Here is a 13,271-nt window from a genome sequence, read left to right on the forward strand (position 1 = left end):
GATAAAGGGCGCTTGCGCCCTTTTTCTATTTTTAAAAGGTTAGCGTAAGCGCTTTTTTAAAATGGAAAATGTACACTAAAGGTATTCACTGTATGGACAGCCAAGCAATATATTCACAGCTTAATCAATTGCAAGTTGCGCTCGAGAAACAAGTTCTCGGTCAAGAGCATGTGCTAAAAGGTCTCGTCTTAGCACTATTAGCCGACGGGCATGTGTTACTCGAAGGGCTTCCAGGCACAGCTAAAACGCGCTCTGTAAAAACCTTAGCTGACTTGTTGAACCTATCCCAAGGGCGAGTTCAATTCACTCCAGATCTCTTACCCTCTGACGTTATTGGGTATGAAGCGCTATCATCTTCTGAAAATAACAACATTGATTTTAATCCCGGCCCCATTTTTAACCATATTCTGCTGGCGGATGAAATAAATCGAGCACCACCCAAGGTACAGTCTGCGTTACTTGAAGCGATGGAGGAGCGTCAAGTCACCATTGGAAATACCAGTCATCCAATGCAAGCGGTGTTCTTAGTTTTAGCGACTCAAAACCCTGTAGAGCAAGAGGGAACCTATCCCTTACCTGAAGCACAGATGGATCGATTTCTGTTTAAAGTGGTTATTGATTACCCTGATGATGAAACTGAATTGGCAATTATTCGCCTCACGCGTGGACAGGAAGCACAAAATGACACTGAGTCACTCAACATAGATAATGCTGAAGAGTTAATCATGCAAGGCCGGCAGTTAGTGCATCAAGTGTTCATGTCAGAAAGTATTGAAAAGTATATTGTTGCGTTAGTGATGGGCACCCGAAAACCAGAAAGGTATCCAAACAGTGAGTTACATAAATATATCAAAATTGGGGCTAGCCCCAGAGCATCAATAGCGCTTGATAAAGCCTCTAGAGCCCATGCGGTCCTTGAGGGCAGAGACTATGTTGACCCTGATGATGTGCGAGCTGTTGTATTGGCGGTGCTGAGTCATCGATTAATGCTGTCTTATGCCGCAGTAGCCGATGGCTTGAGTGCTCAAGATGTGGTTAGAGAGCTTGTCAGCGTGACACCAGTGTTATGAAAAAACAAGATCCTAGGATCTATACCAATTTAAGCGCTTTACTAGCACTTAGAGAAGAAAGTCGTCAACTGTCGTTATCACCGAGATATAGGCCTGCGGGAATGCTCTCTGGCCGACATACATCGCGGATAAAAGGTCGCGGGTTGAATTTTGAAGAGCTGAGACAATATCAAGCAGGTGACAACATACGTCAAATTGACTCTAGAGTTTCTGCACGCTTAGGTAAACCCTATGTGAGGGTTTACTCTGAAGAAACTGATAGACCTGTCCATATCATTGTCGAACAGCGTTTGCCGATGTTTTTCGGTAGCCAAGTTAATACTAAGTCAGTAACCGCTGCACATTTAGCTGCGCTGTTGGCATGGCAAGTATTTGATGCGGGAGACAGAGTTGGCGGCGTTGTATTAGCCAGCAATGATTTGGTATCAATATCGCCAAAGCGTTCAAGTCATAATGTTGTTCATCTGCTCGAAGCAATTGTTACTGCCAATAATGGACTACAGTTGTCATCGGCGGACAACACAGTCAATACTTCACAATCAATATTTTCAATGGTGAGACCACTCATTTCGACTTTAAGTAGTCAGAGCGTATTGATCTTGATAACTGATATTGAAGGGATCGAAATTGAACAGTTGGCTGAGTTGGAAGTGTTATCTCAGAAAACAAACGTATTACTTTTCGTCATTCAAGATCCGTTAGAAGATGATTTAACTCGTGCCCATGGTTTGAGTGTATCCCATGGTGAGCAGCAGATTAATATCCAAGCGAATGCTGATAACCAACTTAAATATGAAGAGCTTTACCAGCAAAGGTTGGTCAGTCTGAAAAAAGCCGTGGTTGGCAGTATATTACCAGTAGGTATAGTTAATACCTATGAGCCAGTTATAAGTCAGTTAAATCGCTTATTAATGGGAGAACCTGAATGAATCAGGTGATGCAGTTGGTTGATATACCGCTACCAGAGCCTATCTCATGGTGGCCTTTATCTACTGGCTGGTATGTTGTACTTATTGCGATTTGTCTTGCACTTGGCTTGCTAATGATCCGTAAAAGACGGCGCTGGGTTGCAAATAGGTACCGCAGAGTCGCCTACCGCGAGCTGCAAACACTCACATTGGAAAATGCTAGTGCCATGAACCAAATTCTTCGTCAGGCGGTCTCGAATGGAAAATCATCCATTGTGCTAAACCATACTGGGGTGACGTGGTATCAATTAATCAGAAGCAGTAGTAAGCAACCAATATTGAGTGAATCTCAGCTTTTTCAGCTTGAGCAGTTGAACTATCAGCCCGCTCAAAACGTGGAAAAACATCTGTCACAAAATGATTTCGTCACGCTGAAAGAGTTATGCTTACGCTGGGTAAAGGAGCATCATTTTGAACATGAGTCTTGAGTATCCATGGATGTTACTACTGCTCATTTTACCTTTTATTATTTTCAAGGTCTCGCCAGCATACATGCAACCGGCAGCCTCTATTTATTTGCCATTTTTCTCACGCATTGTTGCAGCTACAGGCCAAGCGCCTACCTCTGGTAGCCAAATAAAGCAGCGCAAACGTATTCAAGCACTCGCACTGCTATTGAGCTGGATTGTTATTACTCTTTGTATTGCGCGGCCTGTACTTATTGGAGAGCCTATTGTGACCCAAAAGGCAGGCAGAGACATGATGATCGCAGTGGACTTGTCTCAGTCTATGGAGCAGAAAGACTACTTGTTACCGAGCGAGGAGCCATCTCAAGATGGCCAGTTGAAAGCTGCCAGTAACGTATCTCGCTTAGTGGCACTTAAATCACTGCTCAGTAGCTTTTCGCAGCAACGCGATGGTGACAGGCTTGGTTTGATCGTGTTTGGTTCGGGCGCTTACTTGCAAGTCCCTTTTACTGAGGACGTTAGGTTATGGCAAACATTATTAGAGCAAATGGATACGCAGATGGCTGGGCCCGCGACAGCTATTGGTGATGCAGTAGGCCTAAGTATTCGTGCATTTGAGCGTTCCAATACTAGCCAGCGCATTCTTTTATTGGTCACTGATGGCAGTGATACCAGCTCTAGACTCGATCCTGTCGATGCTGCCCGAGTTGCAGCTGCTGAAGGTATTGAAATTTTCACTCTAGGAATGGGCTCAGTTGATACAGTGGGTGATGACCAAGTTGATTTTAATACTCTTAATAAAATAGCTAAGATCACTAATGGCAGGGCGTTTGAAGGTAATAGCAGTACAGCTATTGCCGAGATACTGGCTCAAATTGACAAAATAGCGCCCGCTAAGTATCAGCAAAATAGTTTTCTTCCTAAATCAGACCTTTATCCTTGGCTACTTGGGCCTATGTTAGTTATTTATATTTGTGTGTGGTTGTCATTGACGATAGCAGCGGCGGTGAGAGTGAGAAGGCGGGCTTATGCTGACTAGCTTTCAGTTTTCAGAGCCAGTCTGGCTATTACTCTTTTTTCCGATAGCTTTGTTGATGTATGGGCTTTGGCGCAACCGAGTGTTGGCTGAAGAACAAGCTGGTGATGGGATCATCGCCGCTCATCTTGCAAAGACCTTCTCTAGGCAAAATAGCCACAAAACGGCAACAGCGCCGATTACCTTAACACTACTTTGCGGCAGTTTGATTGCGGTTGCCTTAGCGGGGCCCAGCTGGTTAAAGCCCAGTGGTGATAACATTAAGGCGCCGCTGGTAATAGCCCTAGATTTATCACCTTCGATGCAAGAGCGGCAACACGGTATTGAGCATTTAACTCGAGCAAAGTTAGCGATTACCACCTTGTTACAACAGGGGAGTGCAAGACCTATCTCCTTGGTGGCATTTTCAGGTAGTAGTCATCAAGTATTACCCGCGTCAGAACAATTGGCATTACTGACTTTATATCTGGGATATTTATCGCCGGATATAATGCCTGTAGAGGGGGATGATATTGATAGTTTGGTCAGCGTTATCAGTGCTATGCCAGAGACTGAAGAGTTTGGGGTCGATCTGTTGATCTTTTCTGATGGTTTTACTGGTGGTAGCGAATTATCCAGCTTGGTTGATCGTCTAAAAGCACAGGTAGTATTTGCAGCATTGACCACCGAGGCTGAAGAGGTTGCCCGTAAGTTTGGTTATGCTGTTATCAGTAGTGGTAGTTTGATTGAAACCCCTGATAGGTTGCTTGCCAAAGTCGCTAGTTTAGAGAAACGTGCACTAGGGGAGTCTAGCCAACGGGTCAACTTTGGCTATTGGTTGCTCTACCCCGCAGGGCTTATTTTACTGTTGTTTTTTCGTAAAGGCTTTAGTCTTTATTGGGCAAGCGCCATTGTATTATGCGTCAGTTTACTGCCGGCTCCCGCACAAGCGAGTTGGCTCGATTGGTTTTTCAGTGATAATCAACAAGCGCAGTACTATTACAATCAAGGTGATTATCAAACTGCGGCAATCCTCTTTACTGACCCACAATGGAAAGCACTGGCGTATTACCAAGCCAAAGAGTACAGCAAAGCGGCAAAAATATATCGCCAACAGAACGATTTGCAAAGTCTATTTAATCTAGCGACGACATACACTCGTGCCAGGAATTACAGTAAAGCACAATCACTGTATCAATTGTTGATTGAAATCGATGCAAACTTCCCTGGTGCCGAAACTAATTTACGCATTGTCACCCAACTCATTCGAGATATTAAACAGCTTGGCGAAAGCCAGCAGGAGGAACATCCACCTGAGTCGGTTGACCCCGATGACATGACGGATCCCGAGCTTGGCGCAGATAAACCGCAGATGGGTAAGATTACGGTTGAGATCCAGCAGTTATCGGTTGAAGAACTATTGAATAGCGAGACTAAAAAGCAGCAGTGGTTGACCGATATCAGCAAAGATCCACAGCAGTTCTTAGCGGCAAAATTTCAGGCTGAATACAACCACGCTCAACTGCAAAGTCCTTCTTCGTTAGAGCAAAGGCCTGAGGTGACGACTAATGAGGAATAGACGAGAGGTTTTTTCAAATCGATTGATGCAATGCCTTCCATTTTTATTAGGGCTACTGGCTTTTTTTCAGCTTAGTGCTTTAGCTGATAACCATAAAGTAACGGGTGTCGATAATGCGATACTCACTAGCCAGATCCTAACGCAAGTGTCTAATGTTCATCCTGTGGTCGGGGAGCAAGTGGTGCTGCGCTTTGAGCTGCTGGTAAATGGCTTTTTTAATGGTGGCACTAAATTTGAACTGCCCTCCTTGTCAACGGCAAGATTATCTCGAGCCTCTTCGTTTGCCATTAATGGTAGCAAACAGCTTGCAGGAATAACTTACTCTTCTCAGCTATGGGAGGTGTATCTGTATCCTGAGCAACGAGGATTAATAGAGCTGCCGAGTGTCAGGTTTGATATCAAATTTATGGATAATGCTAGCCAGAAACCCAAGACGCTAAGTTTGCTCTCTGAACCTAAAGTGTTCTACGCCTATATGCCAGCGGATATCCCCAATAATGAGTCCTACATAGTCGCAGAGCAGGTTTCAATCGACGACCAATGGTCTGAGCCTAAGCAAAGCTACCAAATAGGTGATGTGATTGAGCGTGAAATTACTATCTCGGTTGTTAATTTACCCGCTATGAATATTCCAAGACTTAAGGTTGCAGCGCCTAAAGGGGTCAAGCTTGTTGCGCAAGAAGCTAAATTGAGGGACAAGCATAATCGTGGCGAAAGTATTGCAATCGTTAGCCAAACATACCGCTACATCATTCACGGAGGTGGGGAATATGTGTTGGGTGGTGAAAAGCTTAATTGGTGGCAGCCTGAAGTCGGTTTACATCAGCTGCAATACCCGACTTATAATATTGCTGTAACTGGCAGCGCCGTTAATAGTAAATGGCTCCTTGCGACTAGTGTATTAGTGTTGGCTATCGCGGGCTTAATGTTGCTCCACAAGTACAGAACATTGAAGTTTCCGCAAAGGGCGCAGCTAACCCAAGCCTTATTGGTAAGAGATTGGCGAGGGTTTATTAACTTACTTTATCAGCGTGGTGATAAAGTATCAGCTCCGGCGCAAATCAAGCCTCATATTAACGATAAGCAACCTGTAACAGATGAGCTTATTAACAAACACCTTGCGATATCGAGATTGTTTGAACATTGCTTTGGGCCTCGTTCGGCTGAAGAGCGTGATGATATTGAAGCTCAACCTGCGGATGAATTATCTTTAAAAAAGCTATTTAGATATGTTGTAAAGTAACTCCTCTTCGTTAAAAGCCATGGCATGCCCTGCAAATTGGCGATAACTTCCTGCTCTTAATTGTTGTTTTTCTTTGTGCATAAAACCTCATATTGATGTGGTTGACCATCATCTGTTCTTATATCTGAAATCAATTTCCTTCAATTTAACGAGCTAATTGACTAAATAAGATAATATTCGCTTGTTGGTTGTGTATTCATCAGTTTTTCAGGGTTTATTTTATCTAATCGTCATTAGGTGGTGTTTACTTTTATTTTTATTGGTATGACCAATTTACAAATAGCTCGCTATTTTGTTATAGATTAGTTATTGTTTTTGCCGATGATAGCGACGACAGCCTATTAGCAGCTTTTTTCGTTATCAACAGAAATGCATAATATGTGAATAAATAGTGATTAAATATTTGTTTTGTTTCAGTGCGTTCACAACACAGGCTAAATGAATTGTGGTAGGTGATTGTTCATTTAGTTGGGGAGTTTGCACTTCGGCAATTTTATGGTTGGTGAGAGGATTAGATGGAAGCAATATCAGAACAGTTAACCGATGCACTAGGAATAATGATCCTCGGCATGTGTTTGGTTTTTGTGTTTTTAAGTGTATTGATTTTGGCGATGAAGTTAGTAGCTAAGAAATATGCTCCAGAGCCCCAAGAAAAAAACTGCAGCAATGCTCTCCAACCGATTGCAAGCAAACCAACAGTGAGCCCCTTAATGGCCGCTGTAATCGCTTCTGCAATACATCAACACCGTCAAAAAGCATAAATAAAGTAGGGAGTTAACTATGAGCAAGCCACTGGCTTTAACCGATGTCGTCTTAAGAGATGCTCACCAATCAATACTCGCTACTCGGTTGCGTACCGAAGATATGTTACCTATTGCACCACTACTTGATAAGGTTGGCTTTTGGTCACTTGAATCATGGGGCGGAGCAACGTTTGATTCTTGTATCCGTTACCTTGGTGAAGATCCTTGGGAACGCATTCGCGAACTAAAGAAAGTGATGCCTAACACGCCTCAGCAGATGCTACTTCGAGGGCAAAACCTCTTAGGCTATCGTCACTATGCAGATGATTTAGTCAACCGATTTGTAGAACGTGCTCATACTAATGGTGTCGATGTGTTCCGTATCTTTGATGCAATGAATGATGTGCGTAACCTCGAAACAGCAGTTAAATCTGTAGTAGAAGTTGGTGCTCATGCACAAGGAACTTTGTCTTACACAACCAGCCCTGTACACACAACAGCGACTTGGGTTGATATGGCCAAACGCATTGAGGATATGGGCTGTCACTCATTGTGTATTAAAGATATGGCTGGGCTATTAAAGCCATTTGAGGCTTATGAGATGATAAGCCAGATCAAGTCGCAAACTGATTTAACCGTTTCCTTGCATTGCCACGCGACAACAGGCCTTAGCACCGCGACTTATCAAAAAGCAATCGAAGCCGGGATTGATGTTCTTGATACTGCTATTTCATCCATGAGCCAAACCTACGGACACAGTGCCACTGAAACCGTAGTCGCTATGGTTGAAGGCTCTGACAGAGCAACTGGTTATGATATGGCGCTACTGGAAGAGATTGCAGCTTACTTCAGAATCGTTCGAAAAAAATATGCCGCATTTGAGGGTGAACTTAAAGGAATTGATTCACGCATACTTCGCGCGCAAGTGCCTGGTGGCATGCTAACTAATATGGAAAGTCAGCTCAAAGAGCAAGGCGCGGCAGATAAGTTAGATTTGGTGTTAGAAGAGATCCCTCGTGTTCGTGAAGATTTAGGGTTTCTGCCGTTGGTAACACCTACTTCGCAAATAGTGGGTACCCAGTCAGTCATCAATGTTTTAACGGGTGAGCGTTATAAGTCGATGACTAAAGAGACGGAAGGCGTCCTAAAAGGTGAGTACGGTGCGACACCGGCACCGGTAAATAGTGAATTGCAGCAGCGGGTTCTTGATGGCACAGAAGCTATCACTTGTCGCCCTGCTGATCTGCTCGAAGCTGAACTCGATAGGTTGCGAGTTGAGCTTGCTGAAAAGGCAACGGCAGAGGCCATTACTCTGGCAACTGAGCTCGATGATGACGTATTAACTTACGCGCTATTCCCCCAGATTGGACTTAAGTTTCTTAAAAATAGACACAACCCTGATGCGTTTGAGCCCAAACCTGAAGTAGCCGCTAAGGCATTAGAGGAGGCTAAAAAGGCAGAGCTTGCCATCGCAGCCAAATCTGGTCCAGAAACTTACACAGTGACGGTTCAAGGGCAACGTTTTGTGGTTGAGGTCGCTGAAGGTGGCGATATCAGTGAAATTACTCCAGCTGAAAATGTGGTGCCATTTTCAGCGCCTGCACCAGCCGCTGCTGTTGATACGTCAGTGGTAAAGCTTGAACAAAATGCCCCGCTTTCAGGTAATATTTTTAAGGTGCATGTGTCTCCAGGTGATAGCGTAAAAGAGGGTGATGTCGTGATCATTCTTGAAGCGATGAAGATGGAAACGGAAGTAAGGGCTGAGGCCGATGGAGTGATCTCTCAGGTTTGGGTGAAAGAGGGTGATTCGGTTGCAGTGGGTAGTCAACTGCTTGCCATAGCTTAGGAGTCTTCATGGAAGGATTAATTGCCTTTTGGTCAGAGTCTGGCATTGCCAACTTTACGTTAGGCCAAATATTTATGATGGGTATTGGCTGTCTGTTACTGTTTTTAGCCATATCAAAGGGGTTTGAACCGTTATTATTGCTGCCTATTGGTTTTGGTGCAATATTGGCAAATATTCCCAATGCAGGTTTTACCGATGAAGGTGGGCTGCTCTATTTTGCTTATCATGTCGGTATTGAAACAGGGATATTTCCACTGCTTATTTTCATGGGAGTAGGCGCCTTAACCGACTTTGGGGCCCTCATTGCTAATCCAAAAATGTTGTTGCTGGGGGCTGCGGCTCAGTTTGGTATTTTTGCCACCCTGCTTGGCGCCATTGGTTTAAATCTCATTCCTGGTTTTGAGTTCTCAATGCAAGATGCCGCAGCAATTGCGATTATCGGTGGTGCAGATGGGCCTACGGCCATATTTTTGGCGTCCAAACTGGCCCCTGACTTACTCGGAGCCATTGCGGTTGCAGCATACTCTTATATGGCGTTGGTACCACTCATTCAGCCGCCTATTATGAAGTTGCTAACAACAGAGTCTGAACGCCAAATTAAGATGGAGCAGTTAAGGGAGGTTAGTAAGAAGGAAAAGATAATTTTCCCGCTGATGGTGCTTGGGTTAACTATTCTTTTCTTACCAGCAGCAACGCCGCTGGTGGGCATGTTCTGTCTCGGTAACTTGATGCGTGAATCTGGCGTTGTCGATAGACTGTCGAGCACGGCGCAAAATGAGCTGATTAATATTGTGACCATCTTCTTAGGCCTCGCGGTGGGTTCTAAGTTATCTGCAGACAAGTTCCTGCAAGTCGAAACTCTTGGCATATTAGTCTTGGGTGCCGTAGCGTTTGGTATTGGCACGGCGACAGGGGTATTAATGGCTAAGCTGATGAGTAAGCTATCGGGTGGTAAAATAAATCCATTACTTGGTGCTGCAGGGGTTTCAGCTGTGCCAATGGCAGCCCGAGTCGTGAACAAAGTGGGGCTTGAAGCGAATAACCAAAACTTCCTACTTATGCACGCGATGGGGCCTAATGTGGCAGGGGTATTAGGTAGTGCAGTTGCCGCTGGTGTATTGCTTGCTGTGCTTGGCTAACAAAATGTCTAACTAAAAATATCAAAAATATTTGTTAACTAAATCAATCCCGTACTTTTTAAGTACGGGATTTTTTTTGTGTGAAGCAAAAACTTTTAAAACCCTTGGCTATACTGAAAGCAACTTAATGGCGGTTTATTTCGGCACCTGCAAGATCTTTCGCAATGGAGTGCGAACTTATGAATAATCACTTCAACAGTATTATTCGCTCACTACAAATGGAATTAAAGTACGTGGCGATATTCAGTGTTTTTGTCAATCTTTTGATGTTAGCACTACCTGTCTACAGCTTGCAGCTATTTGGGCGAGTCATAGCCAGTTCCAGTTATCACACTTTGGTTAACCTAACTCTTATCGTCGTCTTCCTACTGATCGTGCAAGCATCATTAGACTTTGTCCGCAACAAGCTAATGCAGCAGAGCGGGCTTAAGCTTGAGATGAAACTGAGTTCGCTACTGGTACATGAAGCCATTGAAGAGTCTGCCAGGCAAGGCAGTATTAGCAAACAAAGTTTACTCGATGTGCGAGAAGTTCGAAGCCTTCTCCTTACGCCATCAACGACGGCAATCTTTGATGCCCCTTGGGTCATCGTATTCCTCATTGTGCTATTTGGCCTACATCCGTTATTGGGGATTACCGCCACGCTCGGCGCCATCGTATTGTCACTGCTTGCGTTTGGGGTGAAAGCAGCCGCTAAACCTCCACAAGATGCTGCATCAAAGGCGGTGATCGAAAGTAGCATGCAGATTAACGATATATTGCGTCATGCAAGTTCATTGCAAGCCATGGGGATGGCGGGTGATGTAGCTAAACATTGGCAGAAAGGTCATCAACAGCTACTTGGATTGCAATGGAGTGTGGCGGATAAGGTCAGCATGATGTTGGTGTTAACTCGTTTAACTCGAACACTTTTACAAGTTGCCATTATTGGTATCGGTGTTGGGCTCGTGCTAACTCAGCAATTGGGCACCGGTGAGATCATCGCAGCCTCAATTATTCTTGGGCGTGCTATGGCCCCCATTGAGCAAGCGGTTGGCTGTTGGAAAAATTGGGAGTCGAGCTGGCAAGCCTATATAAGATTGAAACGGGCCTTAAAGAAAGCGCCTGACGAGAAGAAAACCTCGCTACCCGCCCCTAAAGGAGAGTACCTACTTGAACGGGTAAGCTTTGCGATTGATCGTCATAACAAGCCTGTTCTCAATAATATTAACTTTCGCCTACAAGCAGGCCTATCACTTGCCATTATTGGGCCTAGCGGCTCAGGGAAATCGACTCTCGCCAAACTATTGATGGGAATTGTGACTCCTACTAGTGGCATGGTAAAGCTCGATGGTGCCTGCCTGAATCAATGGAATGGTGATGAACTCGGGCGTTATATCGGTTTTGTTTCCCAGGATGTAGAGCTTTTATCTGGCACTGTTGCGCAGAATATTTGCCGTTTCAGTGATGCCGAACCGAAAGAGATTGTTGAAGCCGCACGGCTTGCCTGCGTCCATGAGCTTATTATCGGCTTACCACAGGGCTACGAGACTCCTTTAGGGGAAGCGGGTAGCCAAATAAGCGGCGGGCAAAAGCAGCGTCTAGCGCTTGCAAGGGCACTGTTTAGTAAGCCTAAGGTGCTCATCTTAGATGAACCTAACTCTAATCTTGATCCTGAAGGTGAGGTTGCACTGGCGATAGTATTGCAGCACTGCAAAGAACAAGGAATAACAGTAATTATGATTAGCCACCGAGCAGGTTTTTTGAGGCAGATGGATTGGGTCGTCTGCTTGAGAGACGGTCATATCGAAAAAGCGGGTCCAAAAGAAAAGTTCATTTCCGATATACATGAGATCAGTGAACGTACAGAAAATGCGGTTCAATCAATTGATAAACCCGCAGCCAATCAGTAAGGACAAGGTCATGGATGATTTAGTGGAATTTAACACTCGTAGAGTCATTGTATTTGGTTTATCTATTATTGTGTTTGCATTCGGTGGCTTTGTTATTTGGGCTAGTTTGACCAAAATCGATGCTGCGGCCATTGCACCTGGTAAGCTGGTGGCTGAGAGCCAACGCAAGAAAGTGCAGCATCTGCATGGTGGACAAGTAAAACAGATCTTCGCTTTCGAAGGGCAACACGTCGAGCAAGGTCAAACACTCATTGAACTTAGTGACGTGCAGGTCGAAGCTGATTATCAACGGATCTTATTAAAAACAGTAAGAGCCCAAGCTCAGATAGATAGGCTTACACCTTTATTGGCTGGAGTTGGAGCCGATCTCTTAAACCAACCAAGTTTAGTATTTTCCCCCTTCGTTTTGGAGCATCAACAACGAGATGAAGTCGCTCAGATAATCATAATGCAGCAGTTGATGTATGAAAGACAGACCTCAGACTTTCATCTGTTCGTGCAGCAGTACGCTTTTCAGAAAAATCAGTTAACGCACAGTCTCAAAGGGACGCAATCAAGGCTGAAGGCAACTCAGAAACAACTCGATTTGGTCAAGGAAGAGGTACAGATGAATGCTAGCCTATTAGATGATGGTTTTGTGTCTAAATCTCGTCATCTAGCCATTCAGCGCAGTGAATCTGGCGTTGAAGGGTTACTCGCTCAACTTCGTGCGGAAGTCGATGTGATTGCGGCAAGGCTTGGTGAGTTAAACCAAAGCCATGAGGCTGAACGCTCAAATAGGCAATTGCATTGGGCACAACAACTGCAAGAGCAACGACAATTAAGAGATGAAGGCTTGCATCGTCTCTCGGCTCAAATTGATAAGAGGCAGCATATTAACATCGCCGCCGAGCACAGTGGTACGGTCGTTGCGATGGCTATTCACTCTATTGGCGCAGTGATATCTCCGGGGCAAATATTGATGGAGTTGGTACCAGAAACCGACGAAATGATTGTTGAAGCCTATGTTCGGCCAGAGGATATCGATGTGGTGCATGCGGGCTTGTTGACTCAGGTCCGGCTAACCGCCTATGACAGCCGCGATGCAATACCAATGACCGGAGAGGTCATTCACGTCTCCGCAGACCGATTTTTCGCGTCAGCCGCTGGGCAGCCAGAAGGATATTTAGTCAAAGTTAAGCTGAACCCCACTAATAGCAACCATTCTAATATTAAGCTTCATGCAGGTATGTCTGCCGATGTCTTTATTGTGCTGCAACCTCGCACATTATTGGAATATTTGTTGTCACCACTTGGTAGCTCTTTTGAGCTGGCATTTAGAGAAAGTTAATTGGCTCATTTAAGTCAATTAGCTGTAATAACTCCCTAT

Annotated in this window: 11 protein-coding genes; all 11 read left to right on the plus strand. The window is 44.6% G+C overall.

Features of this window, described 5'->3' with window-relative positions; genetic code table 11:
- Positions 1-92: 92 nt before the first annotated feature.
- The 11 genes from SWP_RS06100 (at position 93) to SWP_RS06150 (ending at position 13,232) form a co-directional block, all read left to right on the plus strand.
- On the plus strand, positions 93-1,070 hold the full coding sequence (locus SWP_RS06100; RefSeq protein ID WP_044555717.1) for an AAA family ATPase: 978 nt from the start codon (positions 93-95) through the stop codon (positions 1,068-1,070).
- Positions 1,067-1,999 (plus strand): DUF58 domain-containing protein, encoded by a 933-nt coding sequence (locus tag SWP_RS06105; protein WP_020911536.1) that lies wholly within the window; start codon positions 1,067-1,069, stop codon positions 1,997-1,999. Before SWP_RS06100 ends, SWP_RS06105 begins: the two co-directional genes overlap by 4 nt.
- Positions 1,996-2,466, plus strand: a complete 471-nt coding sequence (locus SWP_RS22995; RefSeq protein ID WP_020911537.1) for a DUF4381 domain-containing protein — start codon at positions 1,996-1,998, stop codon at positions 2,464-2,466. The genes SWP_RS06105 and SWP_RS22995 overlap by 4 nt, the downstream gene beginning before the upstream one ends.
- Positions 2,456-3,484 carry a VWA domain-containing protein gene (locus SWP_RS06115; RefSeq protein WP_020911539.1) on the plus strand — a complete coding sequence of 343 codons (1,029 nt, stop codon included), beginning with the start codon at positions 2,456-2,458 and terminating at the stop codon, positions 3,482-3,484. Before SWP_RS22995 ends, SWP_RS06115 begins: the two co-directional genes overlap by 11 nt.
- Positions 3,474-5,039 (plus strand): TPR repeat protein, encoded by a 1,566-nt coding sequence (locus SWP_RS06120; RefSeq protein WP_020911540.1) that lies wholly within the window; start codon positions 3,474-3,476, stop codon positions 5,037-5,039. The genes SWP_RS06115 and SWP_RS06120 overlap by 11 nt, the downstream gene beginning before the upstream one ends.
- On the plus strand, positions 5,029-6,282 hold the full coding sequence (locus SWP_RS06125) for a BatD family protein (RefSeq protein ID WP_020911541.1): 1,254 nt from the start codon (positions 5,029-5,031) through the stop codon (positions 6,280-6,282). Before SWP_RS06120 ends, SWP_RS06125 begins: the two co-directional genes overlap by 11 nt.
- Before the next feature lie 515 nt (positions 6,283-6,797).
- Complete coding sequence (locus SWP_RS06130) at positions 6,798-7,043, plus strand: OadG family protein (protein WP_020911543.1); 246 nt, start codon at positions 6,798-6,800, stop codon at positions 7,041-7,043.
- 19 nt (positions 7,044-7,062) lie between these two features.
- Positions 7,063-8,871: a sodium-extruding oxaloacetate decarboxylase subunit alpha gene (gene oadA / locus SWP_RS06135; protein WP_020911544.1), complete on the plus strand. Its 1,809-nt coding sequence runs from the start codon at positions 7,063-7,065 to the stop codon at positions 8,869-8,871.
- Positions 8,872-8,879: 8 nt separating this feature from the next.
- Positions 8,880-10,010: a sodium ion-translocating decarboxylase subunit beta gene (locus tag SWP_RS06140; protein WP_020911545.1), complete on the plus strand. Its 1,131-nt coding sequence runs from the start codon at positions 8,880-8,882 to the stop codon at positions 10,008-10,010.
- A 179-nt stretch (positions 10,011-10,189) separates the two neighbouring features.
- The gene (locus tag SWP_RS06145; protein ID WP_020911546.1) at positions 10,190-11,902 is read left to right on the plus strand and encodes a type I secretion system permease/ATPase; all 1,713 of its coding nucleotides are present in this window, start codon (positions 10,190-10,192) and stop codon (positions 11,900-11,902) included.
- Between the two features lie 10 nt (positions 11,903-11,912).
- Entirely contained in the window at positions 11,913-13,232 is a 1,320-nt protein-coding gene (locus SWP_RS06150; RefSeq protein WP_020911547.1) for an HlyD family type I secretion periplasmic adaptor subunit, read from the plus strand.
- The last annotated feature ends 39 nt before the right edge of the window (positions 13,233-13,271 follow it).

Source organism: Shewanella piezotolerans WP3, assembly GCF_000014885.1.
Taxonomy (GTDB): Bacteria; Pseudomonadota; Gammaproteobacteria; order Enterobacterales; family Shewanellaceae; genus Shewanella; species Shewanella piezotolerans.